General features: G+C 65.3%; 22 protein-coding genes. 13 read left to right on the forward strand and 9 right to left on the reverse strand.

From position 1 onward, the window contains the following. The first annotated feature begins 83 nt into the window (after positions 1 to 83). Together QPK27_RS07710 and QPK27_RS07715 are read left to right on the forward strand one after the other, a co-directional pair. Entirely contained in the window at positions 84 to 3017 is a 2934-nt protein-coding gene (locus QPK27_RS07710; RefSeq protein ID WP_290417629.1) for a ribonucleoside-diphosphate reductase subunit alpha, read from the forward strand. A 272-nt stretch (positions 3018 to 3289) separates the two neighbouring features. Continuing rightward, on the forward strand, positions 3290 to 4393 hold the full coding sequence (locus tag QPK27_RS07715) for a ribonucleotide-diphosphate reductase subunit beta (protein WP_290417630.1): 1104 nt from the start codon (positions 3290 to 3292) through the stop codon (positions 4391 to 4393). 125 nt (positions 4394 to 4518) lie between these two features. Here QPK27_RS07715 and QPK27_RS07720 read toward each other — a convergent pair whose 3' ends face one another. Then, on the reverse strand, positions 4519 to 4941 hold the full coding sequence (locus QPK27_RS07720) for a VOC family protein (protein WP_290417631.1): 423 nt from the start codon (positions 4939 to 4941) through the stop codon (positions 4519 to 4521). A gap of 87 nt (positions 4942 to 5028) precedes the next feature. On the opposite strand from QPK27_RS07720, the gene QPK27_RS07725 reads away from it, so the two are divergent. From QPK27_RS07725 to QPK27_RS07745, 5 genes are all read left to right on the forward strand, one after another. Further along, on the forward strand, positions 5029 to 5703 hold the full coding sequence (locus QPK27_RS07725; protein ID WP_290417632.1) for a YafY family protein: 675 nt from the start codon (positions 5029 to 5031) through the stop codon (positions 5701 to 5703). Positions 5704 to 5802: 99 nt separating this feature from the next. Next, positions 5803 to 7500, forward strand: coding sequence for a PQQ-dependent sugar dehydrogenase (locus QPK27_RS07730; protein WP_290417633.1), 1698 nt, complete (start codon positions 5803 to 5805; stop codon positions 7498 to 7500). A gap of 102 nt (positions 7501 to 7602) precedes the next feature. Then, positions 7603 to 9252 carry a glycosyltransferase family 4 protein gene (locus QPK27_RS07735; RefSeq protein ID WP_290417634.1) on the forward strand — a complete coding sequence of 550 codons (1650 nt, stop codon included), beginning with the start codon at positions 7603 to 7605 and terminating at the stop codon, positions 9250 to 9252. 562 nt (positions 9253 to 9814) lie between these two features. Further along, positions 9815 to 11356, forward strand: coding sequence for a hypothetical protein (locus QPK27_RS07740; protein WP_290417635.1), 1542 nt, complete (start codon positions 9815 to 9817; stop codon positions 11354 to 11356). Between the two features lie 115 nt (positions 11357 to 11471). Then, complete coding sequence (locus tag QPK27_RS07745; protein WP_374047028.1) at positions 11472 to 12002, forward strand: YggT family protein; 531 nt, start codon at positions 11472 to 11474, stop codon at positions 12000 to 12002. Between the two features lie 65 nt (positions 12003 to 12067). On the opposite strand, the gene QPK27_RS07750 is transcribed toward QPK27_RS07745, so the two are convergent. From QPK27_RS07750 to QPK27_RS07785, 8 genes are all read right to left on the reverse strand, one after another. Continuing rightward, positions 12068 to 13009 carry a carbohydrate kinase family protein gene (locus tag QPK27_RS07750; RefSeq protein WP_290417636.1) on the reverse strand — a complete coding sequence of 314 codons (942 nt, stop codon included), beginning with the start codon at positions 13007 to 13009 and terminating at the stop codon, positions 12068 to 12070. A gap of 10 nt (positions 13010 to 13019) precedes the next feature. Beyond that, positions 13020 to 14222: a DUF3426 domain-containing protein gene (locus tag QPK27_RS07755; RefSeq protein ID WP_290417637.1), complete on the reverse strand. Its 1203-nt coding sequence runs from the start codon at positions 14220 to 14222 to the stop codon at positions 13020 to 13022. A 4-nt stretch (positions 14223 to 14226) separates the two neighbouring features. After that, entirely contained in the window at positions 14227 to 15180 is a 954-nt protein-coding gene (gene prmA, locus QPK27_RS07760) for a 50S ribosomal protein L11 methyltransferase (protein WP_290417638.1), read from the reverse strand. Beyond that, on the reverse strand, positions 15177 to 16577 hold the full coding sequence (gene accC, locus QPK27_RS07765) for an acetyl-CoA carboxylase biotin carboxylase subunit (protein ID WP_290417639.1): 1401 nt from the start codon (positions 16575 to 16577) through the stop codon (positions 15177 to 15179). The genes prmA and accC overlap by 4 nt, the downstream gene beginning before the upstream one ends. A gap of 107 nt (positions 16578 to 16684) precedes the next feature. Then, the gene (gene accB / locus QPK27_RS07770) at positions 16685 to 17152 is read right to left on the reverse strand and encodes an acetyl-CoA carboxylase biotin carboxyl carrier protein (protein WP_290417640.1); all 468 of its coding nucleotides are present in this window, start codon (positions 17150 to 17152) and stop codon (positions 16685 to 16687) included. A gap of 92 nt (positions 17153 to 17244) precedes the next feature. After that, entirely contained in the window at positions 17245 to 17676 is a 432-nt protein-coding gene (gene aroQ / locus QPK27_RS07775; protein WP_290417641.1) for a type II 3-dehydroquinate dehydratase, read from the reverse strand. A gap of 156 nt (positions 17677 to 17832) precedes the next feature. Continuing rightward, positions 17833 to 18405 carry a TlpA disulfide reductase family protein gene (locus tag QPK27_RS07780; protein ID WP_290417642.1) on the reverse strand — a complete coding sequence of 191 codons (573 nt, stop codon included), beginning with the start codon at positions 18403 to 18405 and terminating at the stop codon, positions 17833 to 17835. A gap of 18 nt (positions 18406 to 18423) precedes the next feature. After that, positions 18424 to 19050 (reverse strand): hypothetical protein, encoded by a 627-nt coding sequence (locus QPK27_RS07785; RefSeq protein WP_290417700.1) that lies wholly within the window; start codon positions 19048 to 19050, stop codon positions 18424 to 18426. A 112-nt stretch (positions 19051 to 19162) separates the two neighbouring features. On the opposite strand from QPK27_RS07785, the gene mpl reads away from it, so the two are divergent. The 6 genes from mpl to aroE all read left to right on the forward strand — a co-directional run bounded on the left by mpl (position 19163) and on the right by aroE (position 25786). After that, complete coding sequence (gene mpl / locus QPK27_RS07790; protein ID WP_290417643.1) at positions 19163 to 20536, forward strand: UDP-N-acetylmuramate:L-alanyl-gamma-D-glutamyl-meso-diaminopimelate ligase; 1374 nt, start codon at positions 19163 to 19165, stop codon at positions 20534 to 20536. Further along, the gene (locus tag QPK27_RS07795) at positions 20533 to 21120 is read left to right on the forward strand and encodes a YqiA/YcfP family alpha/beta fold hydrolase (protein WP_290417644.1); all 588 of its coding nucleotides are present in this window, start codon (positions 20533 to 20535) and stop codon (positions 21118 to 21120) included. Before mpl ends, QPK27_RS07795 begins: the two co-directional genes overlap by 4 nt. 38 nt (positions 21121 to 21158) lie before the next feature. Next, positions 21159 to 21716, forward strand: a complete 558-nt coding sequence (locus QPK27_RS07800; RefSeq protein ID WP_290417701.1) for a chorismate lyase — start codon at positions 21159 to 21161, stop codon at positions 21714 to 21716. Between the two features lies 1 nt (position 21717). Continuing rightward, complete coding sequence (locus QPK27_RS07805; RefSeq protein WP_290417645.1) at positions 21718 to 23760, forward strand: ribonuclease catalytic domain-containing protein; 2043 nt, start codon at positions 21718 to 21720, stop codon at positions 23758 to 23760. A gap of 350 nt (positions 23761 to 24110) precedes the next feature. Next, a complete protein-coding gene (locus tag QPK27_RS07810) occupies positions 24111 to 24965 on the forward strand; it encodes a TonB C-terminal domain-containing protein (RefSeq protein ID WP_290417702.1) in 855 nt (284 codons plus the stop codon). Beyond that, entirely contained in the window at positions 24962 to 25786 is an 825-nt protein-coding gene (aroE, locus tag QPK27_RS07815; RefSeq protein ID WP_290417646.1) for a shikimate dehydrogenase, read from the forward strand. The genes QPK27_RS07810 and aroE overlap by 4 nt, the downstream gene beginning before the upstream one ends. Positions 25787 to 25791: the final 5 nt, after the last annotated feature.

Consider the following 25791-nt stretch of genomic DNA (forward strand, 5'->3'; position numbering starts at 1 on the left):
TTGTTGGACGGACCGGGTTGCGCAAGCGCACGAGGGTCCCCGTGTAAACAACGGCGGCCCGCCCGCTGATCCTGGAGGCTCAATTGCAAACAGCACAAAACATCTCGATCAACCCGCACGTCACCCCAGGAGCGACGTCGAACGGCCAGACCCCGGCCGAGATCGTCGCGCGCGGTGACTACCGCGTCATCCGCCGCAACGGCGCCGTGGTCGCGTTCGAACCGAACAAGATCTCGGTCGCGATGACCAAGGCCTTCCTCGCCGTCGCCGGCGGGCAGGGCGCCGTCTCGGCCCGCATCCGCGAGCTGGTGGAACAGATGACCGGCAACGTGGTTGCCGCCCTGGTGCGTCGCCAGCCGAACGGCGGCACCTTCCACATCGAAGACGTGCAGGATCAGGTCGAGCTGTCGCTGATGCGTTCGGGCGAACACGACGTCGCGCGCGAATACGTGCTGTATCGCGCCAAGCGCATGGAAGAACGCCGCGCCGCCAAGGAAGCCGCTGGCGGCGCCCCGGTCGCCGCGCCGCAGATCAACGTGGTCGACGGCGGCGAGCGCCGTCCGCTGGACGTCAACGACGTGCACGCCCTGGTGGGCGCGGCCTGCTCGGGCCTGGAAAAGCACGTCGACGCCGACGCCATCGTCGCCGAGACCCTGAAGAACCTGTACGACGGCGTGCCGGTCGAAGAGCTGCACAAGTCGGCCATCCTGGCCGCGCGCGCGCTGATGGAAAAAGACCCGGCCTACAGCCAGGTGACCGCGCGCATCCTGCTGCACACCATCCGCAAGGAAGTCTTCGGCCACGAAGTCGCGCAAGCCGCGGCCGCCGCCGAATACATCACCTACTTCCCGCAGTACGTGGCCAAGGGCATCCAGGCCGAACTGCTGGACGAAGAACTGGGCAAGTACGACCTCGAGCGCCTGGCCAAAGCCATCGTCGCCGACCGCGACCTGCAGTTCGGCTACATCGGCCTGCAGACCCTGTACGACCGCTACTTCCTGCACATCCGCGACACCCGCATCGAAATGCCGCAGGCGTTCTACATGCGCGTCGCGATGGGCCTGGCCCTGCGTGAAGACGACCGCGAAGCGCGCGCGATCGAGTTCTACAACCTGCTGTCGTCGTTCGACTTCATGAGCTCGACCCCGACCCTGTTCAACTCGGGCACCCGCCGCTCGCAGCTGTCGTCGTGCTACCTGACCACCGTCGGCGACGACCTGGAAGGCATCTACGACGCCATCAAGGAGAACGCGCTGCTGTCGAAGTTCGCCGGCGGCCTGGGCAACGACTGGACCCCGGTGCGCGCGCTGGGTTCGCGCATCAAGGGCACCAACGGCCGTTCGCAAGGCGTGGTGCCGTTCCTGAAAGTGGTCAACGACACCGCCGTGGCGGTGAACCAGGGCGGCAAGCGCAAGGGCGCGGTCTGCGCCTACCTGGAAACCTGGCACCTGGACATCGAAGAATTCCTGGACCTGCGCAAGAACACCGGCGACGACCGCCGCCGCACCCACGACATGAACACCGCGAACTGGATTCCCGACCTGTTCATGAAGCGCGTGATGGAAAAGGGCGCCTGGACCCTGTTCTCGCCGTCCGAGACGCCGGACCTGCACGACCTGACCGGCAAGGCCTTCGAGAAAGCCTACCTGGCCTATGAAGCCAAAGCGGCAAACGGCGAAATGGCGGTCTTCAAGAAGATCGAAGCCATGGACCTGTGGCGCAAGATGCTGTCGATGCTGTTCGAGACCGGCCACCCATGGATCACCTTCAAGGACCCATGCAACATCCGCTCGCCGCAGCAGCACGTGGGCGTGGTGCACTCGTCGAACCTGTGCACCGAGATCACCCTGAACACCAGCGCCGACGAAATCGCGGTCTGCAACCTGGGCTCGGTGAACCTGCCGCAGCACATGAAGGGCGATGGCCTGGACCACGTCAAGCTGCAGAAGACCATCCGCACCGCGATGCGCATGCTCGACAACGTCATCGACATCAACTACTACGCCGTGGAAAAGGCGCGCAACTCGAACCTGCGTCACCGTCCGGTGGGCATGGGCGTCATGGGTCACCAGGACTGCCTGCACATGATGCGCATCCCGTTCGCGTCGGAGCAAGCCGTCAAGTTCGCCGACACCTCGATGGAAGCGGTCTGCTACTACGCCTACCTGGCCTCGACCGAGCTGGCCGAAGAGCGCGGCCGTTATGAAACCTACACCGGTTCGCTGTGGGACCGCGGCATCCTGCCGCAGGACTCGATCAAGCTGCTGGCGGAAGAACGCGGCGGCTACCTGGAGCAGGACACCAGCGCCTCGATGGACTGGACCCCGGTGCGCGAGCGCATCAAGCAGTTCGGCATGCGTAACTCGAACTGCGTGGCGATCGCCCCGACCGCGACCATCTCGAACATCATCGGCGTGTCGGCCTGCATCGAACCGACCTTCCAGAACCTGTACGTGAAGTCGAACCTGTCGGGCGAATTCACCGAGATCAACTCGTACCTGGTGCGCGACCTGAAGGCGCGCGACCTGTGGGACGAAGTCATGATCGCCGACCTGAAGTACTTCGACGGTTCGCTGAGCAAGATCGATCGCGTGCCGCAAGACCTGCGCGACATCTACGCTACCGCGTTCGAAGTCGAGCCGAAGTGGCTGGTGGAAGCGGCGTCGCGTCGCCAGAAGTGGATCGACCAGGCCCAGTCGCTGAACATCTACATGGCCGGCGCCTCGGGCAAGAAACTGGACGAGACCTACAAACTGGCATGGCTGCGCGGCCTGAAGACCACCTACTACCTGCGCACCATCGCCGCGACCCACCTGGAGAAGTCGACCACCCGTACCGGCGCCCTGAACGCCGTGCCGGTCTCGGGCGGTCTGCAGGCTGGCCACGCCGCGCCGGCAGCAGCCGCGCCGGTGGCAGCCGCCTCGGCTCCGGCCGCGACCGCCGAAATCCAGGAAGGCGCCGCCTGCTACCTGCGTCCTGGCGACGCCGGTTTCGACGAGTGCGAAGCCTGCCAGTAATCTGGCAATGATGCGAGCCGACGTAAATGTCGGCTCGCATCGCTGACACCAGTGACGGCGGCATCGCCGAACATCAGTACAGCAGCACCGCTGGGACATCAGCACCGTAATCAGTACCACCACATTTAAAACCGTCATTCCCGCGAAGGCGGGAACCCAAGTTTGCCCGCACACCGCAAGCGCCAGAGGTTCCCCCCGCGACCGACACATATCAAACACGCGTGACCTGCGCCGCAACTGCGCATCAGGACTCACCACAGAAGGAAACCACCATGCTCAACTGGGACGACGAACCAACCAGCGCCGCGGCCACCCCGCACATCAACAACCCCGAAGGCGCCCCCGCCGCCGAAGTGGCCAAGCGCGTCAACGCCGACGACAAGCGCATCATCAACGGCGAAACCGACGTCAACCAGCTGGTGCCGTTCAAGTACAAGTGGGCCTGGGACAAATACCTGGCCGGCTGCGCCAACCACTGGATGCCGCAGGAAGTGAACATGCAGCGCGACATCGAGCTGTGGAAGAACCCGAACGGCCTGTCCGAAGACGAGCGCCGCCTGGTCAAGCGCAACCTGGGCTTCTTCGTCACCGCCGACTCGCTGGCCGCCAACAACATCGTGCTGGGCACCTACCGCCACATCACCGCGCCGGAATGCCGCCAGTACCTGCTGCGCCAGGCCTTCGAAGAGGCGATCCACACCCACGCCTACCAGTACATCGTCGAGTCGCTCGGCCTGGACGAAGGCGAGATCTTCAACGCCTACAACGAGATCGAATCGATCCACGACAAGGACCAGTTCCTGATCCCGTTCATCGACGTCCTGACCAACCCTGACTTCAAGACCGGCACCGTCGAAAACGACCAGAAGCTGCTCAAGTCGATCATCGTCTTCGCCTGCCTGATGGAAGGCCTGTTCTTCTACGTCGGCTTCACCCAGATCCTGGCGCTCGGCCGCCAGAACAAGATGACCGGCGCCGCCGAGCAATACCAGTACATCCTGCGCGACGAGTCGATGCACGTGAACTTCGGCATCGACCTGATCAACACGATCAAGATGGAAAACCCGCAGCTGTGGACCCCGGAATTCCGCGAAGAGATCAAGGCGCTGTTCCTGGAAGCGGTTGATCTGGAGTACCGCTACGCCGAAGACACCATGCCACGCGGCGTGCTGGGTCTGAACGCGCCGATGTTCAAGGGCTACCTGCGCTTCATCGCCAACCGCCGTGCGGTGCAGATTGGTCTGGATGCGTTGTTCCCGAATGAAGAGAATCCGTTCCCGTGGATGAGCGAGATGATCGATCTGAAGAAGGAGCGTAACTTCTTCGAGACGCGCGTGACCGAGTACCAGACTGGCGGTACGCTGAGCTGGGACTGATTCGCCCAGGCGTCATAAAGGAAACCCCGCAGTAGCGGGGTTTTTCTTTTGGGCGACCCGGTCAAGCGGCTTGCAGACGTCATGCCGTGTATTCCAGCGCCGCTTGCGAATCACCCAACCGGGCGTCAACGGGCAGCGTCGGGCGCCACATCGAGCACCCACGTGACGCCAAACCGGTCCTTGAGCATTCCATACAGCAGCGACCACTTCGCCGGCGCCAGCGGATGCACAATGTTGCCGCCCTCGACCAGTCGCTCCCACAGTGCCGCGATCTCTTCAGCTGAATCCCCGCGCAGCGACACATAGAACGCATTCTCACCCGGATGCCATGCCTTGTCCTTCTGCACGTCATACGCCATGATGCGCATCCCACTCTCGGCCACCACCTGCCCCCAGATGATCGCGTCCCACGGCGTTCCGTCCGACTCCACGCCGAAATCCTGGTAAGTCACCAGCATGATCCGGCCGCCGAACACGGCGTGATAGAAGCTGAGCGCGGCGCGCGCCTGGCCATTGAAATTGATGTGCGTGACTGCCTGGACCGACATGGTGACTCCTGCGTGAAAGTGGAAAAAAGGTGCTGGCCAGCGGGTGCTACTATAGCCAGCCCTACTGTCACTTTCCGTCAGCTGCCGATGTCCCGCTCCGAACGCCTGTTCACGCTCCTGGCCGCCTTGCGCCGCCTGCCTTCCCCGGCCACGGCGGCGCAGCTGGCGGCGCACACCGGCGTCTCGCCGCGCTCGATCTACCGCGACATCGACAGCCTGCGCGCCGGCGGCGCGCGTATCGACGGCGAACGGGGTTTCGGCTACACGCTGGTCGAGGACGGCGCGCTGCCGCCGCAGACATTCAGCCGCATCGAACTCGAAGCGCTGATCCTGGGCTTGTCCGAGGTGCGCCACATGGGCGACCCGGCATTGAGCGGCGCGGCGCAGTCGGTGCTGGACAAGGTCGCGGCGACCCTGCCGTCGCTGGGCCAGCAGCACCTGCTGCACGCGGTATCCCAGGTCCACCACTTCGGCCAGAGGTATGCCAGGCTGCCGGACATGGATCTGATCCGCGCCTGCTGCTGGCGCGAGGAAGCGCTGGCCATCGACTACGTCGACCGCAACGGCGTGGCCAGCCGCCGGACCATCTGGCCGCTGGCCATCGTCTACCTCGACAACATGCTGGTGGTGCTGGCGCGCTGCTGCCTGCGCGACGACTTTCGCATGTTCCGCGCCGAGCGCATCGCCGCGGCCGCGCCCACCGGCGACAGCTTCCGGCCGCGCCGCGCGGCACTGCTGCGCGACTACCGGGCACGCATGTGACCGCAGCGCCGGGACGCTAGGCGGGCCGATGACGAAAGCGACAACGCAGGACCGAGTTGACCTATGATGGCGTTCATTGAAGACAACCGGGAGACACCGTTGCACGCCAAATCCTTGACGCTGCATGCCTTGACGTTCGCCAGCCTGACCATGGCGCTGAGCGCCCACGCCGCGCCGGCCGCCCTGAACGGCCGCACCATTTTTCAAAATAACTGCGCCAGCTGCCACACGGTCGACGATAAGCTGTCGCCGTTGGCCGGCCCCGGCCTGTTCGGCGTCGTCGGGCGCAAGGCGGCGGCGGTCCCCGGTTTCAATTACTCGGCCGCGCTGAATAAAGCCGGCGCCGCCGGCGCCACCTGGACCCGCAATGAGCTCGACGTGTTCCTGCTCGACCCGGCCAGGCGCGTGCCCGGCACCACCATGCCGGTCGGCGTGCCGGACCAGAAGACGCGCGCTGCGCTGATCGACTACCTGGCCACGCTCAAGGGACCCGCAGCCACCGCGCAAGCCGCCGCACCGGCCGCCTCCGGCGACCGCGCCGGCTCGTGGGAAGAACACCAGCCCGGCAAGCTGCACCACCTGAAGTTCGCCGACCTGCCGGCCCCATTCGCTACGCCAAGCGCCGGCAACGGCCCGCGCGTGCAGGCCCGCCCGAATGGCTCGATTCCGCAGGTAGTGCCAGGCTTCGAGGTTGGCATCTACGCGCGCGACGACGACAAGCCGCGCCTGCCGCTGCGCGCGCCGAACGGCGACATCTTCCTGGCGTCGACCTCGAACGGCGAGATCAAGGTGCTGCGCTCGAAAGACGGCGTCAAGGCCAACAGCGCCGCGGTATTCGCAACCGGCTTGTCGCGCCCCTACGGCATGGCGTTCTGGCCCTCCGGCGCCAATCCGCAATACCTGGTCGTCGCCAACGTCAACTCGGTGGTGCGCATCCCCTACCGCAACGGCGACCTGAAGGCGCGCGGCGCGGCCGAGACGATCGTGCCCGAACTGTCCGAGACCAGCGGCGGCCACACCACGCGCACGCTGGCGTTCTCGAAAGACGGTAGAACGATGCTGCTGTCGATCGGCTCGGCCACCAACGTCGCCAGCGACATCGGCAACAAGCCGCCGCAGCCGATCGCGCAATGGGAAAAGGCGCACGGTGTCGGCGCCGCCTGGGGCGTCGAGACCGACCGGGCCACCGTCATGGCGTTCGACCCGGACGGCAACAACCGCCGTACCTATGCCACCGGCCTGCGCAACTGCGTCGGCATGCTGGTCTATCCCGCCACCGGCGACGTGATGTGCAACGTGAACGAGCGCGACGGCCTGGGCGACAACCTGCCGCCGGACTACCTCACGCGCGTGAAGCAGGGTGGGTTCTATGGCTGGCCGTGGTACTACCTGGGCGACAACGAAGATCCGCGCCAGAAGGGCGTGCGTCCCGACCTGAAGGGCAAGACCATCGCCCCGGACGTGCTGCTGCAGGCGCACTCGGCGCCGCTGGGGATGGCGGTGTACCACGCGCCGCAAGGGGCGAAGAACGCGTTCCCGAAAGAGTATGAGGGCGACGTGTTCGTGGCGCTGCACGGTTCCTGGAACCGCGGCGTGCGCACCGGCTACAAGGTGGTGCGCGTGTTCATGAAGAACGGCGTGCCGACCGGCCAGTACCAGGACTTCATGACCGGCATGGTGCTGAGCGACCGCGATGTCTGGGGCCGTCCGTCCGGCGTCGAGGTGGCGCAGGACGGCGCGCTGCTGGTGGTGGACGATGCAGGCGGCGTAGTCTGGCGCGTGGCGCCCAAGCGCTGAACGCGATCCTCGATCGCACTCCCGATGCGGCGGCGCAGTCTCGCGCCGCCGCATCCGTGTCGGCGCTATGATCGGGCCATCGCCGCCGTCACAGGAATGTCCATGCACGACCGCTTTGCCCTGCACTACGATCCGGAAGCGTTCAACATCGCGGGCCAGAAGCTGCTGGGGCGGCAGTCGGCCGGCGTCGGCCTGCTGCGCGCGCTGGCGCAGGAAGGGACGCAGGGCGAACTCGGATGCTTCACCGCCGACCGCCGCCACGCCGACGCCTGCCTGGCGGCGCTGCGCGACGATGGCTACGCGGGCGAGCTGGCGTGGGTGGCGTCATCGCGCCCGCAAGACCTGAAGCGTTTTGGCTGCCTGTATCACCCCGGCGCCGACATCGAGCGCCTGGCGTGGCAGCGCCTGCGCCTGGACGACCGCGACTACAGCCTGTGCGGCGTCGTCCACAGCGTCGCCAACCACGAAATGATGAACACCGTCACCGGCCTGCTGACGGCGCCGGTGCGCGGCTGGGACGCCATCGTCTGCACCTCGCGCGTGGTGCGCGACAGCATGCGCCTGCTGCTCGAGCAGCAGGCCGCCTACCTGCGCACGCGACTGGGCGCGACCCGCTTCGAGCTGCCGCAGCTGCCGATGATCCCGCTCGGCGTGCATTGCGACGAGCTGCGCTTTTCGGACCAGGAGCGTTTCGATGCGCGCGCACGCCTCGGCATCGGGCTCGATGATGTCGCCGTGCTGTCGCTGGGCCGCCTGTCGGTGCACGCCAAGTCGCATCCGCAGCAGCTGTTCGCCGCGCTCGAGCGCGCCGAGAAGGGCGGGCGGCGGGTGCACCTGGTGCTGTGCGGCTGGTTCGCCGGCGAGGCGATCGAGACCGCCTTCCACGAAGCGGCGGCGGCGCTGTGTCCTTCGGTGAACCTGATCGTGCTCGATGGGCGCGACGCGCAGCACAAGCGCGATGCCTGGGCCTGTGCCGACATCTTCACCTCGCTGGCCGACAACCTGCAGGAGACCTTCGGCCTCACGCCGCTGGAGGCGATGGCGGCCGGCCTGCCGTGCGTGGTGTCGGACTGGAACGGCTATCGCGACACGGTGCGCGACGGCGTCGACGGCTACCGCATCGCCACCGTGATGCCGGCTCCCGGCGCGGGACAGGACCTGGCGCAGCGTTATGAAGATGGCGTCGACAGCTTCGAGATGTACTGCGGCCACGCCAGCCAGGCGGTGGCGCTCGATGGGGCGGGACTGGCGCAAGCCTACGGCAGCCTGATTCGCGACCCGCACCTGCGGCGCACGATGGGCGACAACGCGCGCCTGCGCGCGCGCCAGGAGTTCGACTGGCGCGCGGTGCTGGCGCGCTACCGCACGCTGTTCGAGGAACTGGCCGAGCGCCGCCGCGCCGATCCGTCATTGAATCCGCCGCTGCCGCAGCATGCGCCGGATCGCCTCGATCCGTTCCGCCTGTTCGCCAGCTACGCCACACGGGCACTCGGGCCGTCATCGCTGGTCGAACTCAAACCCGAGGCCTCGCTGGCGCTGGTGCGCCAGTATCGGGAGCTCGGCATCAACCGTTTCGCGGCTGCGTCGATGCCGACGCTGGAAGAATTCGGCGTTATCTTTGGGGCCATCGGTCCGCGTCCGATGCAGGTGGAAGAACTGAGCGATACGCTGGGGCCGTGCGACCGGCCGACGTTGCTGCGCGGCCTGGCGTGGCTGTGCAAGATGGACCTGCTGCGCATTACGGAACGCTAGATTTGAAAGGCGGGAACGGCAATTGGCGATCGGATGAATGCCGCCGCATGCCGAGTCCGAATCGGCGCCGATTGGCGCGCACGTCGCGCATTCAAGCGTCGGAAAATGGCATCGAATATCGGGATTTACGGTTGCGCGCTCACAAAGAAATCGCAAACAAGGCGCGTACTTTACATGATTGAATTTGTCAAAACGAGAAGATGTGATATTGTCGCGGGCAACCCGGGCAAAATCGATCGAATAATAGGACGCTGATCCAACCAGTATGCACGCAAGCGAAGCGAAAAGAACAAGCCGCCTTGTCTGACCAATTGCTCAGGCAAGGCGGCTTTTTCTTTTCGCACCCGTAAGGGTAGCGATGTGAAAACACGTGGCATCGGTGACCTGTCGACGTTGGCTGAAGCGCTGCAACTGTGAGGAGTTGCAGCAGTTCAGCCGGTGCCGGATTCATTGGCCCAGATCGCAATTGCGGTGTGGGCCGATGAATAACTCGCCAGGCAGTAATGCCTGGCGCGTTTTAAACCTAGTGTGTATTTCTCATCGCAGATGAAGGAGAACAAAAATGGCAACCGCTAAGAAACCAGCAGCAAAGGCAGCAGCAAAGAGCGCGCCTTCGTCGTCGACGAAGTCCACCGCAAAGACTGCAGCAGAGAAACCAGTGGCAAAGAAAGCCGCCGCTACCAAGACCACCGCCAGCAAGACCGCCAGCAAGACCGCCACCAAGGCAACCGCCAAGGCGGTAGCCAAGCCGGCAGCCAAGGCCGTGAGCAAGCTGGCAGCGAAGACCGCAGCAAAACCTGCAGCAAAGAAAGCAACCGCGGCCAAGACCGCTGCGACCAAGACCACCGCCGCTAAGTCGACCGCGACCAAGACCACTGCGAAATCGGCCGCCAAGCCGGCCGCCAAGCCAGCAGTGAAGAAAGCCGCCGCTAAATCGACGGCAAAACCGGCAGCGAAGTCGACCGCTAAATCGGCGGCGAAGCCGGCAGCCAAGTCGGCAACCAAGCCGGCAACTAAATCGGCAACCAAGTCGACCGCTAAATCGGCCGCCAAGCCGGCCGCCAAGCCGGCAGCCAAGAAAGCCGCTGCAAAGCCGGCAACCAAGTCGGCGACCAAGTCGACCGCTAAATCGGCAACCAAGCCGGCAGCCAAGAAAGCCGCTGCTAAACCGGCAGCCAAGCCGGCAGCCAAGAAAGCCGCCGCTAAACCGGCAGCGAAGCCAGCCGCAAAGAAAGCTGCTGCAAAACCGGCGGCAAAGAAAGCCGCTGCTAAACCGGCAGCTAAACCAGCGGCAAAGAAAGCCGCCGCAAAACCGGCAGCCAAGCCGGCAGCGAAAAAGGCAGCCGCTAAATCGACCGCCAAGTCCGCTGCTAAACCAGCCGCCAAAAAAGCGACCGCAACCAAATCGACCGCTAAATCGGCAACCAAATCGGCAGCCAAGCCGGTAGCTAAAAAAGCGGCCGCAAGCAAAACCGCTGCCAAGCCGGCAGCCAAGAAAGCGACCGCGACTAAAACCGCCGCTAAATCGGCTGCAAAGCCTGCAGCGAAAAAATCGACCGCGACCAAAACCGCTGCCAAGCCGGTAGCGACCAAAGCCGCTTCGACCGCCGCTAAATCGGCTGCTCCTGCTGCCAAGAAAGCTGCTGCTCCGGCAAAAACCGCTGCCACCAAGGCTGCCGCTCCGGTCAAGACCGCTGCCACCAAGACTGCTGCGACCAAGACCGCTGCCACCAAGACCGCAGCGACCAAGACCACGTCGGCCACCACCGCAGCCAAGCCTGCAGCCAAACCTGCCGCCGCCAAGCCGGAAGTGAAGGTCGAAGCGAAGGCCGACAGCAAGCCGGAAGTGAAAGCCGATACCGCCACCGAGTCGAAAGTCGAGACCAAGCCGGAAGCGAAAGCCGACAGCAAGACGGACGCCAAGGTGGAAGCCAAGGCCGAGACCAAGCCGGCAGCGAAGAAGGCAGCCGCCAAGAAGCCGGCCGCCAAGTCTGCCGCATCGTCGGACAAGGCGGCAGCGCCAAGCGCTCCTGCAGCCGCTCCGGCCGCGAAGACCGTGCTGGCGCCAGCCGCATGGCCGTTCCCGACCAGCAGCCGTCCGTAATATCCAACGCCGTTCCGCGCCTGCCACGTGATGTGCACGTGGCAAGTCGGACATCGTTCAGGCACAATGCCGCTGTGTGATCGTTCGCACAGCGGTTTTTTTTTGAGGAGAGTCCGTGCTGTCCATTCTTCAGTTTATCGTGAATATCGTCGCAGGCCTGCTGGGCGGGGTGCTGTTGCTGCGCTTCTGGACGAATGCCATCCGCGTGCGTCTTCCCGACCAGATCCGCCAGTTCGTGCACACCATCACCGACTGGCTGGTGCTGCCGCTGCGGCGCGTGGTGCCGGGCACCCGCGGCTATGACTGGGCGAGCCTGATCGGCGCCTTCCTGGTGGTGCTGCTGGCCAGCGCGCTGCTGCTGCTGCAGGGCGCAAGCGGCGAAGTGGTGCTGCTGTATGCGCTGCACCGCTTCCTGAACTGGATCCTGTATGGCTTCATGGCGCTCCTGATCATCGAAGCGGTGTTCAGCTGGGTGAACCCGAATGCGCCGCTGGCGCCGTTCGTCCATGCGCTGAATCAGCCGCTGCTGCGCCCGATCCGGCGTGTGGTGCCGCCGATCGGGGGCATCGACCTGTCGGTGCTGGTGGCGCTGGTGCTGATCCAGATCCTGCTGTTCGTGCTGGGGCAGGTGTTCGGTTACGTGTAAGACGGCATCAGTACAAACAAAAGGGGCGCCGTTCGCACGGCGCCCCTTTTTCATTTCTTAACCGATCAGCGGAACTTGAACCCGAACGCCGCTTCGAACTTCTGGTCGAACTCCTCGGGCGTGAACGCGTGGTTCTGGCCACCTTGGCTGGCGATCTTGATCGAGCCGAGCAGGCTGGCGATGCGCCCGCTGGTGGCCCATTCCAGGCCATTGGTGATCCCGTACAGCAGGCCGGCGCGGTAGGCGTCGCCGCAGCCGGTCGGGTCGACCACGTTGGCCGCTTCCACCGCCGGGATGCGAATGTGCTCGCCGCCGGCGTAGATGTCGGAACCGGCCGCGCCGCGGGTCACGATCAGCGCGTCCAGGCGCGCGGCGATGTCTTCCAGGCTCAAGCCGGTGCGGTCCATGATCACTTCGAATTCATAGTCGTTGGCGGCCAGGTAGGTGGCCTGCTTGATGAAGGTGATCAGCTCTTCGCCCGAGAACATCGGCAGCTGCTGGCCCGGATCGAACATGAACGGCACCTTCTGCTCGGCGCAGTCGCGCGCGTGCTTGATCATGCCGTCGCGGCCGTCCGGCGAGATGATCGCCACGCGCAGCGCGCCCTGGTCGGCCACGTTGTTCTGGTGCGAGAACTGCATCGCGCCCGGGTGGAAGGCGTTGATCTGGTTGTTGTCTTCGTCGGCGGTGACGAAGCACTGCGCGGTGTAGGCGTCGTCGATGGTGGTGATGCCGCGCGTTTCCAGGCCCAGCTGGGCGAAGCGTTTCAGGTAGTCGCCGCCGTCCTGGCCCAGGGTGCCCATCATCAGCGGTTCGCCGCCCAGCATCTTGAGGTTGTAGGCGATGTTGGCGGCGCAGCCGCCGTATTCGGTGCGCATGGTCGGCACCAGGAACGAGACGTTCACGCGGTGCAGCTGGTCGGCCAGCAGGGTCTCGGCGAAGCGGCCGTGGTATTGCATGATCTTGTCGAACGCGAGCGAGCCGCAGATCAGGGCGGTTTTGGTCATGGGGTAGCCTTCAGGGATAGAAAACGGCGATATGGTAGCCGGAGGGTTCGAGTCCCTCCAGCCTGAAATGGATCTTGACAGGCTGCTCGGCGCGCGCGCCGAAGCCGGTCGGCGAACTTGCCGCCGCGCCGACGTAGTCGCGCGGGCCGAACACGCGCCGCACCAGCGGCTTGTCGTCGGCGTCGTTCAGGGTCAGTTCGATGCTGGGCCAGGCCAGCGCCATGTCGCCCTGGTTGCGCAGCAGCGTGCTGAAGGTGTAGGCGTTGCCGCCCAGCGTGATCAGTTCGCCGGTCTCGATCACCAATTGATCGGGACGCGTCGGCAGCCTGACGCTGCAGCCGAGCAGGGCGCAGCTCGAGACCAGCGCCGGGCGCAGCGCCGGATAGCGCGCCGCCAGCACGTCACGGAAGCTGACCACGGCCTGCGCGCCCAGTGCCAGCAGCAGCACCAGGCTGCCCAGCGCCAGCGCGATGCGCCGCGCTTTGCCGGATTGCTCGCGCTGGCGCCCGCGGCGCACGAACTCGGGTTCGTCGCTGTCGGGCACGCGCAGCTTGGGCGGCTCTTCGATGCGGGTCGGGGTCAGCTTGGAGCGGCGTGCGCGGGCCTCGGCGGCGCGGGCGCGCGGGGTGACCGGCGGAGCCGGGGCGACGATCGGCGGCGAGCCGCCGGCCGATTCGCGCAGCAGCAGCGGCGGGGCGTCGTCGGCGCGCGCCGGGGCCGGCTCGGGTGCGGCTTCAGGTTCAGGTTCGTCCTGGCGCTCGACGGATGGCGCAGGCGCGGCTTCAGGCGCTTGCTCGACCGGATGCTCCAGCAGCGCCGTGCCGGCGCTCTCGGCTTCGGCAGCTTCATCGGCGGGCGCGGCCTGCGGCAGGATGCCATGCGGCGAGAAGGTGCGATCGAGTTCGAGGGTGTAGACCGGCTGCTGGTCTGCGCCGGCAGACGCGGCGTCCGCGTCGAGCGGCTGCGCAGGCACGTCGTCTTGCACGACAGGCGGCTCGGAAGCAGCATGGGGAGCGGTTGCAGCAGGCGCCTCGGGCGCTGCAGCAGGAACAGGGGAAGGCTGCGAGGCTTTGTCCAGATCGACCAGCCCCGCATTCCCGTCGAAAATCAACTGGCAGGCGCCGCAACGCACAATGCCCCCACGCAGCTTGAGCTGGTCGGCGGCGACACGGAACACCGTGCCGCAGTGGGGGCATTGGGTGGCGAGCGCCATGCCCTTAGCCGGCGGTGGTGCGCGGCTCGGGGGCGGTGTCCTGGCCGAGCGTGCCGTGAAGGGCAACCCAGCCGTCCTGCTCGGCCCAGACGCCCAGCTTGATGAAAGGTGCGTAGGCCGCGGCCACTTCTTCCGCCTGGCGTGCCAGCACGCCGGACAGAATCAAGCTGCCGCCGGGCGCCACGCGGCCCGACAACATCGGCGCCATCAGCTTCAATGGGCTCGACAGGATGTTGGCCACCACGATGTCGAACTGGCCCTTGGCGTGACGCTCGTTGGGAGCGACAGCGAAGGTGTCCGGCAGGTAGTAGTCGATCTCCACGTTGTTGCGTTCGGCGTTGGCGCGCGCCGATTCGATCGCCTGCGGGTCGATGTCGACCCCGGCCACGTCCTGCGCGCCCAGCTTCTTGGCCACCATCGCCAGGATGCCCGAGCCGCAGCCGTAGTCCAGCACCGATTTGCCGGGCGCCGGATGCGCTTCCAGCCACTCCATGCACAGGCGGGTGGTCGGATGGCTGCCGGTGCCGAACGCCAGGCCGGGATCGAGTTCCAGGATCAGGCCGTTCGGATCGGGCGCGGTGTGCCAGCTCGGCACCACCCAGATGTTCTTGCCGATGTGGATCGGCTCGAACTGCGACTGGGTCAGGCGCACCCAGTCGGCGTCTTCCACCTTGCGGGTGGTGAACGACGGGATCACCGGCAGCTTGATCGCGTTGGCGGCTTCGGTGACGATGGCCATCTGGTCGGCGTCCGAATCCGTGAGGGCGACCACGCGGCTGTGGTCCCACGCCGCCTGTTCCGGTTCCATGCCCGGCTCGCCGAAGATCGGCTTTTCGTCTTCGGTGCCTTCGTCGGCGTCTTCCACGGACACCGACAGCGCGCCGGCTTCCATCAGGGCGTCGGACAGCGCTTCCGCGTGGTCGCGCGCGATCTCGATGACGACTTCAGTCCAGCTCATTCTTGTGCCTTGGCTTCCGATTTGGCGCTGAGCGCCGTTTCCTTCGGCAGGTCCGGCTTGGCGGCCAGCTTCTGCTCCAGGTAGTGGATGTTGGTGCCGCCTTCGATGAAGCGGGCGTCGACCATCAGTTCGCGATGCAGCGCGATGTTGGTCGAAATACCCTCGACCACCATCTCGGACAGCGCGATCTGCATGCGGCGGATTGCCTGCTCGCGGGTGGCGCCGTACGAAATTACCTTGCCGATCATCGAGTCATAATGCGGTGGCACATAGTAACCCGCGTACGAGTGCGAGTCGACACGGATGCCAGGGCCGCCCGGCGGATGCCAGCTGGTGATGCGGCCCGGCGACGGCGTGAACTTGAACGGATCCTCGGCGTTGATGCGGCACTCGATCGCGTGGCCCGACAGCATGATGTCGCGCTGGCGGAAACGCAGCTTCTCGCCGCAGGCGATGCGGATCTGTTCCTGCACGATGTCGATGCCGGTGATCATTTCGGTAACCGGGTGTTCGACCTGGACGCGGGTGTTCATCTCGATGAAATAGAACTCGCCGTTTTCGTACAGGAATTCGAAGGTGCCGGCGCCGCGGTAGCCGATCTTGCGGCAGGCTTCGGCGCAGCGGTCGCCGATCTTCTCGATCAGTTTGCGCGGGATGCCCGGCGCCGGTGCTTCTTCGATCACTTTCTGGTGGCGGCGCTGCATCGAGCAGTCGCGCTCGCCCAGCCAGACGGCTTGCTTGTGTTCGTCGGCCAGCACCTGGATTTCCACGTGGCGCGGATTTTCCAGGTACTTCTCCATGTAGACTTCCGGATTGCCGAAGGCGGTGCCGGCTTCGGTCTTGGTCATCTGCACGGCATTGAGCAGGGCCGCTTCGGTATGCACCACGCGCATGCCGCGGCCACCGCCGCCGCCGGCGGCCTTGATGATGACCGGGTAGCCGACGCGGCGCGCGGTCTGCACGATTTCCTTCGGATCGTCCGGCAGGGCGCCGTCCGAACCCGGCACGCAGGGCACGCCGGCCTTGATCATGGCCTGCTTGGCCGAGACCTTGTCGCCCATCAGGCGGATCGAGTCCGAACGCGGGCCGATGAACACGAAGCCCGATTTCTCGACGCGTTCGGCGAAGTCGGCGTTCTCGGACAGGAAGCCGTAGCCCGGGTGGATCGCCTCGGCGTCGGTCACTTCGGCCGCGCTGATGATGGCCGGCATGTTCAGGTAGCTGAGGCTAGAGGCTGCCGGGCCGATGCAGACCGATTCGTCGGCCAGCTTCACGTACTTGGCGTCCTTGTCGGCCTCGGAGTGCACGACGACCGTCTTGATGCCCAGCTCGCGGCAAGCGCGCTGGATACGCAGCGCGATTTCACCACGGTTGGCGATGAGGATTTTTTCAAACATGGTAGGTCCGATGTTTCAGTGAAAACCGGCGCGGCTCGAAAAAAGCGGCGCCGGACACGTCATGGATGAGCAAGCGGCGGCGAGCGCCGCCATGCTGGAAAAGCTGATCAGCCGATCACGAACAGCGGCTGGCCGAATTCGACCGGCTGGCCGTTTTCCACGAGGATCTTGGTGACAACGCCGGAGACGTCGGCGTCGATTTCATTCAGGAGCTTCATCGCTTCGATGATGCACAGGGTGTCGCCTTCCTTGATATTGGCGCCGACATCCACGAAGGCCGGAGCGCCCGGCGCCGACGAACGGTAGAAGGTGCCGACCATCGGCGACTTGACCACGTGGCCGGTCGGCTCGGCGGCGACGGCCGGGGCTGCAGCAGCGGCAGGGGCAGGTGCGGCGGCCGGGGCCGGCGCGGCGAATTGCTGCACGCCTTGCTGCGGCAGCATGACCATCTGATTCTGCGGGATTGCGGACGACTTGACGATGCGAACCTTGCTTTCGCCCTCGGTCACTTCGAGTTCGGCGATGTCCGATTCAGCGACCAGGTCGATCAAGGTCTTGAGTTTTCGTAGATCCATGTGAAACCCCTTGGAATTATTCGTTTTAGAGAGCAGGCCGGCGATGGAAATGCCGCACGGCCGCTGTTACATGAAGTTGACGTAGATTAACGCTATTTAAGTGCAAAGTCGATGGCAATCCGATATCCATCCGGCCCCAGTCCGCAGATCACGCCTTGCGCGATGCCGGATAAAAAGGAGTGATGCCGGAAGGATTCGCGGGCATGGATATTCGAGATATGCACTTCCACGAACGGGATGGCCACCGAGGTGAATGCATCGCGCAGCGCTACGCTGGTATGGGTCAGGCCGCCAGGATTGATGACGATGAAATCCACGCCTTCTTCGCGAGCGGCGTGGATACGGTCGATCAGGGCTCCCTCATGGTTACTCTGGAAGCAGGCCAGCGTGGCGCCGGCTGCCTGGGCTTGTGCAACTGCTGCGTGCTCGATGTCGGCCAGCGTCGTGGTGCCGTACACCGCCGGCTCGCGCGTCCCCAGTAAATTGAGGTTGGGGCCGTTGAGCAGCAGTAGCTTTTTCGCCATGGTGAGGAGTCTGGTTGCCCGAAAGTCAGGCATTGTGCCGCCTAGCTCGGCTGTTGGCAAGCAGTAAAATGACTGGTCGATAAGCGCACGATGACCGCAGTTACAATCGTACGGTCGTTCTTTTCACCCGCGCGCGGTGCTGCATCCGGCATGCCGTCAGCCCTTCAATTGGGCCAGGTCGGCGCGCAGTTCGTCGAACTTGAGCTTGCCGAGATAGGTCTTGATCACCTGGCCGTCGGCCCCGATCAATACCGTGAACGGCAAGCCGCCTTGTTTATTGCCCAGCTCGCGCGACAGCTCGGTGCCGCCCATGCCGCCCACGTACAGCGGGTAGGCGATCTTCAGCTTCTCGGCGAATTCGGACAGATTAGTCGGCGAATCGATGCCGATGCCGATCACATTGAAGCGCTTTTCGCCTTGGCGGCCGGCTTCTTCATCGGCCAGGTGCGACAGCTCCGGCATCTCCTGCACGCACGGCGTGCACCAGGTGGCCCAGAAGTTGACCAGCAGCGGCTTGCCTTTCCACTGGGCCAGCGCTTGCGGCTGGCCCTTCAGGTCATTGAGCGACTGGGCGTAGAACTTGTCGACCGCGCTGTGCGCCGCGCCGCCGGTATCGGCCATGGTGGTGGTGACCGGGGCCGGTTCCTTCTTGTTGATGGCGACGATCCCGCCCATCACGCCGAACAGGGCGGCAACCGCCACGTAGGCGGCCAGGTGTTTCTTGTTCATGTTGTTAACAGAAGCTTGTTATTGGTCTTGCGCCGCCTCGGCGGCGATCAGGGCGCGCAGGCCGGCGGCGTCGAGGCGCTGCGGGCGGCCGTCGGCGCGCGGTTTCAGGGCGCCGCGCAGGTCCTGGTATTCATACAGTTCCGCATGCACCATCTCTTTCATCCACGGAAAGCTCACCGTCTCGACCGGCGCATGGCGACCGCCCTTGAAATGCGGGGTTTCCGAGATGTCGATATTAACATTGCGGTTCAATAAATAGATCTGGACTTCCTTGGCGCTGTCGGCGAACAGCTGCAGGTGGATGTCGTCGTGCTCGCCCGCGGTGCCGTTCAGCACGGCGCCGGTGATGTAGGGATTGAAGTCCGACAGCGCTTCCATCACCGCCAGCGCGGTCTCGCGCAGGTGCAGCAGCCGCTCGGCATGGGCGGCGCCGCCGAACAGGGCCTGGTACTTGCGCACCTCGTCCTCGATCTGGACGTCGTCCGGCATCATGTTCGGTTTCGGTTGATCGACGCCCAGCACCTGGCGGGCCGCCTTGCGGCGGGCGGTGCCGTAGTCGGCGCCGTCCTGGGCGATCATGCGCGCAGCGACGAGAGCGATCTCGGCGCGCAACTGGAGGAGATCGTTGTTCTGGTTCGGCATCATCATGCCGTGATCATACTCTGAACGGAAAAAGCCGGCGGCTCGGGTAAAATCGCGTATTCGCGCGTTTACATGACGCACTGACATTTCCTCTTTACTAGTATTCGTTCATCCCATGCACATCCATATTCTCGGCATCTGCGGCACCTTCATGGGCGGCCTGGCGGTCCTGGCCAAGGAAGCCGGCCACCGCGTGACCGGTTGCGACGCCAACGTCTATCCTCCGATGAGCACCCAGCTGGAAGCCCAGGGAATCGAGCTGATCCAGGGCTACGGCCCGGAGCAGGTAGCGCTGAACCCGGATTTATATGTGGTCGGCAATGTCATGACGCGCGGGAATCCGCTGATCGAAGAGATCCTGAACCGCGGCTTGCCGTACGTGTCGGGGCCGCAGTGGATCGGTGAACATATTTTGCGTAATAAATGGGTGCTGGCCGTGGCCGGCACGCACGGCAAGACCACAACCACCTCGATGCTGGCCTGGATCCTGGAAGACGCGGGTTATTCGCCCGGCTTCCTGATCGGCGGCGTGCCGATGAACTTCGGCGTCTCGGCGCGCCTGCATGGCGACCAGGAATCGGACTTCTTCGTCATCGAAGCGGACGAGTACGACACCGCCTTTTTTGACAAGCGCAGCAAGTTCGTGCACTACCACGCCAAGACCGCGGTGCTGAACAACCTGGAATACGACCACGCCGACATCTTCCCGGACATCGGCGCCATCGAGACCCAGTTCCACCACCTGGTGCGCACCGTGCCGGGCGTCGGCCGCCTGGTGGTGAATGGCGACGAAGCCTCTTTGGGGCGCGTGCTCAAGCGCGGCTGCTGGAGCGAGAAGGAGTCGTTTGGCTCGGCCGAGGGCGTGGACTGGGCCATGGTCGAGCATCCTGGCGGCAGCGCCTTCGACGTGGTGTTCAATCATGAAGTCCAGGGCACCGTGCACTGGGAACTGACCGGCAAGCACAACCGCTCGAACGCGCTGGCCGCGATCGCCGCCGCGCGCCACGTCGGCGTGCCGGTGGCCCAGGCGATCGAATCGCTGGGACGCTTCCAGAACGTCAAGCGGCGCATGGAAGTGCGCGGCAGCGTCAACGGCATCACCGTGTACGACGACTTCGCCCACCATCCGACCGCGATCGCCACCACCGTCGGCGGCCTGCGCCAGAAGATCGGCACTGGCCCGGGCCGCATCCTGGCCGTGCTCGAACCGCGTTCGAACACCATGAAGCTGGGCGCGATGAAGGATGCGCTGCCGGGCAGCCTCAAGGATGCCGACCTGGTGTTCGGCTTCGGCAGCCAGCAGGCGCTGGGCTGGTCGCTGGCCGACGCCTTCAAGCCGATGGGCGCCATCGCCCACAGCTTCGACCAGATCGACTATATGGTGCAGGCCATCGTGCAGCAGGCCCAGCCGGGTGACCACATCCTGGTGATGAGCAATGGCGGCTTTGGCGGCGTGCACCAGAAACTGCTGGACGCGCTGGCGCAATGACGGCAAGTCCGTATCTGTTGTATCTGCACGGCTTTCGTTCGTCGCCGTCTTCGTTCAAGGCGCGCGTGGTGCAGGACTGGCTGGAGCGGGCGGGGCAGGGCGGACGACTGATCTGCCCGCAGCTGCCGGCCTCGCCCAAGGCGGCGATCGCACTGGCGTTGGACCTGGCCGAACACCATGCCCCCGGCAATCTCGCCATCGTGGGTTCGTCGCTGGGCGGCTTTTATGCCACCTGGCTGGCCGAACGCCTCGGCGTGCGCGCGGTGCTGGTCAATCCCGCGGTCGACCCGACCGCCAAGCTGGACCAGCACGTCGGCGTGACCACCAACTGGCACTCGGACGAACCGTTCGAATTCCGCCAGGAATACATCGGCGAGCTGGAAGCGTTGAAGGTGGCGCGCATCACGCGTCCCGAGCGCTATTTCCTGTTGGCGGCGACCGGCGACGAAGTGCTGGATTATCGCGACATGGTGGCCCATTACGATGGCGCGCGCCAGCACGTGATCGACGGCAGCGACCATGCGATCTCCGAATTCCCGCAGTATGTGGACCAGGTGCTGGCGTTTTGCGGATTCCAGCGGTGACCGGCGCGGCAGTGGCAACCCGCAACGCGTCGCTGCGCATGGCCGCATGGCAGCCGCACGCGCGCGCGGTGCGCGCGCCGGCGCGGATGCACGACTGGCTGGTCACGCCCGGTTCGCTGACGGCGCGCCTGGTGGCGAGCAGCGAACAGTTCCGCGTGCGCCGGGTGCACCAGCGCGGCGCCCCGTGCCTGGCGGACGAAGCGGCGGCGATCGGCCTGGCGCGGCCGCAGCGGGTCTGGGAGCGCGAAGTGCTGCTCATGTGCGACGGCAAGCCGGCAGTGTTCGGCCACACCGTGGTGCCGCTAAGTGCCACCGCCAGTGATTGGCCGCTGTTCTCGGCGCTGGGCGAACGCTCGCTGGGCAGCACGCTGTTCTACGATCCGCTGGTACGGCGCGGTCAGCTTGAATTCGCGCGCCTGGGCCCGGAACATCCACTGGCGCGGCGCGTGCGCGCGCTCACGGGTGCGAACGAACCCATTTATTACGCGCGGCGCTGTGTCTATCGCCGCCGTCAAGGCCTGCTCCTGGTCACCGAGGTATTCTTGCCTGCGGTGCTGGGCCTGGAGACGGCCGCAACCATGAAGAACACAACATAATATGAACGTATTTTTTGAGGAATCGGGCGACTTCAAGGTCGGCGTGGTGCTGTCGCAGGCCGGTGAAGCCTACCAGGTGGAGATGCCGAGCGGTAAGCGCACCAAGGTCAAGACGCGCGACGTGCTGCTGCAGTTCGACAAGCCCGAGCCGCAGGCGCTGCTGGACGCGGCCAAGGCCATCGCCGCGGACGTCGATCTCGACTTCCTGTGGGAAGTCGCCGGCCAGGAAGAATTCGGCTTCGCCGAACTGGGCGCCGAATACTTCGGCCACGCGCCGCTGCCGCACGAGGCTGCCGGTCTGGTGCTGTCCCTGCACGGTTCCCCGATCTATTTCTACAAGAAGGGCCGTGGCCGCTACAAGGCGGCGCCAGAACAGTCGCTGAAAGCGGCGATGGCCGGCATCGAAAAGAAAAAGCAGCAGGCCATCATCCAGGCCGGCTATGTCGACGAGCTGAAGAACGGCAAGCTGCCGCAGGCGATGAGCGCGATCGTGCAGCAGCTGCTGTTCAAGCCGGACAAGAACACCATCGAATACAAGGCGCTGGAAGCGGCGGCCGACGAGCTGCAGACCACCGCGCCGCGCCTGATGCTGAACGTCGGCGGGCTGGCCTCGCCGAAAGAGCTGCACATGAGCCGCTTCCTGTTCGAGCACTTCCCGCGCGGCGCCGGTTTCGCGCCGGTCGAGATCCCGCAGGCGCCCGCCGACTTGCCGCTGGCCGAGGTCGCCGCGTTCTCGATCGACGACGTCACCACCACCGAGATCGACGATGCGTTCTCGGTCGTGAAACTGGACGACGGCACCGTGCGCGTCGGCATCCACATCGCGGCGCCGGGCCTGGGCATCCGTCCCGACGACGCCATCGACAAGATCGCGCGCGCGCGCATGTCCACCGTGTATATGCCGGGCGACAAGATCACCATGCTGCCGGACGACGTCGTCAATGCCTTCACGCTGGCCGAGGGCAACGATTGCCCGGCGCTGTCGCTGTACGCGGTGCTCAATCCGGCCGACTGGAGCGTCATTTCCACGGTCACCCGCGCCGAGCGCGTGCCGGTGAAGAACAACCTGCGCCACAACGACCTGGACGACCTGGTCAACGAAGAAACCCTGGCCAGCGGCGTGGGCGACTATCCGCACAAGGAAGAGCTGGGCCTGCTGTGGCAGTGGGCGCTGCAGCTGGAAGCGGGCCGCATGAAGAAGCGCGAGGCGTTCGGCCTCAAGCCCGAGCAAGCGAATCGCGTCGACTTCAACTTCTATGTCGACGACGACGTGGTCAGCATCGTGCGCCGCAAGCGCGGCGCGCCGCTGGACAAGATCGTCGCCGAGCTGATGATCTTCGCCAACAGCACCTGGGGCAAGCTGCTGCACGACTCGGGCGTGCCGGGTATTTATCGTTCGCAAGGCCCGGGCGCCGGCGGCTGGGCCGCCAAGATGCAGGTGCGCATGGTCACGCACGCGGCGCCGCACCAGGGCCTCGGTGTCGATCAATATGCGTGGAGCACCTCGCCGCTGCGCCGCTACACCGATTTGGTCAACCAGTGGCAGATCCTGGCCGCGGCCTCGCACGGCGTGACCGCGCCGCTGGTGGCGCCGTTCAAGCATCGCGATGCGACGCTGTTCGCGATCGTCTCCAGCTTCGACGCGGCGTACTCGGCCTATAACGACTTCCAGCAGAACATGGAGCGTTACTGGTGCCTGCGCTGGCTGGGGCAGGAACGGGTCAAGCAGGTCGAGGCCGTGGTGCTGAAGGACGAGATCGTGCGCCTGGCGGATATTCCGCTGGTGGTGCGTCTGCCGGGCATGCAATCGGTGGCGCGCGGGGCGCAGGTCAAGCTCGACATCGTGCGTTGGGACGAGATCGACCTGACGCTGGAAGCGCGCCTGCTCGAAGTGGCGGCGGTGGAGCCGGATGCGTCGCTCGATTATGAAGAAGAGGCGGACACGGGCGAAGCGGCCGTGGCCGAAGTGGTCGAGGCGGAAGGCGCCGTGGCTGCGGTCGATACGGGCGATGCGCCGCAGCCGGCGCCGGCGTCGGCGCAATAGATTCCCGCTGTGCGGGAATAGATAGAAGCACAAAACTTGGGTCCCCGCCTGCGCGGGGATGACGGTCTTGAGGTCGGTAGCAAATGGTAGAGCCAACTTTGATTCCGCTACCCTCAGCACGTCATCCCCGCGAAGGCGGGGACCCAAGTTCCCCTCCGAAGTCGCAACCGCGTACTTCATAAGATCACTCCAACAACACCTCTTATCGAACACACCACGTTCTGTTGCACCCGTGCAGCCAAGCTCCCTCATCCGTTCCCGCCGGGTTAGAATGCCCAGATTCACTTAGATTCCAGCAGCCCCCCGGCCACCCGCAGCGCGTGAAGTATTCCCGACAAAACCGTCCCATGATGATCGCCCTGGCCGTATCGGTGGCCGCGCATGCATTGCTGTTGGCGATCCGTTTCGCCGCGCCGGACGCCTTCCGCCAGCAGCCGGCCGATCCCGGCCTGGAAGTGGTGCTGGTCAACGCCAAACACCAGAAAGCCCCGGCCAAGGCCGACGCCCTGGCCCAGGCCAACCTGGATGGCGGCGGCAGCGCCGAGAAGGGCCGCGCCAAATCACCGCTGCCCGACCTGCGCAAGGTCGAGGACGGCGACAGCATCAAGGCGCTGCAGCGCCGCATCGCGGAGCTGGAACAGCAGCAACAGGACGTGCTGACCAAGGCGCGCCGCTCGCAGTTCACCGCGCCGCCGAACGCCGAAAAGGAAAAGCCCGACCCGGCCCGCACCGGCAACGACAACCTCGACAGCACGCGCGCCATTTCGCGCAGCGCGGCCGAGATCTTCCAGCGCATCGAAGAAGAAAACCGCCGCCCCAAGCGCACCCAGATCACGCCGAGCACGCGCCAGGTCGGCTACGCGCTGTACTACAAGGCGATGCAGAAGCGCATCGAGGAAGTCGGCACCCTGAACTTCCCGCAGCAGGCCGGGCGCAAGCTGTACGGCGACTTGGTGGTCTATATCCCGGTGTTCCAGGACGGCACGCTGTACCTGAACGATGGCGGCCCGCGCATCGAGCGCAGCTCGGGCAACCCGGCGCTGGACAAGGCCGCGCTCGAGATCGTCCGGCGCTCGGCGCCGTTCGGCGCCTTCCCGGCGAACATGCGCTCGAAAGGCAAGGATGACCTGTGGGAAGTGTTCACCCGTTTCAGCTTTACCCGCGAGGACAAGATGCAGGCAACCCTGGGCGAAGGCGCCCCATGAACCGAGCCGACCGCTACTGCGTCATCGGCAACCCGATCGCCCACAGTAAATCGCCCCTGATCCACGCCGCTTTCGCCGCCGCCACCGGGCAAGCCCTGCAGTATGATCGTTGCCTGGCCCCGCTCGACGGCTTCGAAGCCACCATGCGCGGCCTGATCGACCAGGGCTACCGGGGCGCCAACGTCACGGTGCCGTTCAAGCTGGAAGCGGCGCGTCTTGCCACGCGTTTGGCGCCGCGCGCGCAAGCTGCCGGCGCCGTCAACACCCTGATCTTCGCCGATGGCGAGATCGTCGGCGACAACACCGACGGCCCCGGCCTGGTGGCCGACATCGTGCGCAACGCCGGCGTGGCGCTGCAAGACAAACGCATCCTGCTGCTGGGCGCCGGCGGCGCCGCGCGCGGTGCGCTGCTGCCGTTGCTGCTGCAGAATCCGCGCCAGATCGTGATCGCCAACCGCACCCTGGCCACGGCCGAGAAGCTGGTGCGGGACTTCGCCGCACATGCGACCAAGCTGGCGGTCAGCGGTTTTGCCGACATCGAGGGCGGCTTCGACGTCGTCATCAATGCCACGTCCAGCAGCCTGGCCGCCGACGTGCCGCCGATCCCAACCTCGGTGTTTCACCCAGGCACGCTCGCTTTGGATATGATGTACGGAAATAAACCGACCGTGTTCATGGATTTCGCAGCCAGCCACGGCGCCGCCGTGCGCGACGGCCTGGGCATGCTGGTAGAACAGGCCGCCGAAGCCTTCGCCCTGTGGCGCGGCGTACGGCCCGACACGGCGCCGGTGCTGGCGGCAATGCGGCAACCACAACAATAAGACGA

The sequence above is a fragment of the Massilia sp. YIM B02443 genome (genome assembly GCF_030411955.1).
Taxonomy (GTDB): Bacteria; Pseudomonadota; Gammaproteobacteria; order Burkholderiales; family Burkholderiaceae_D; genus Telluria.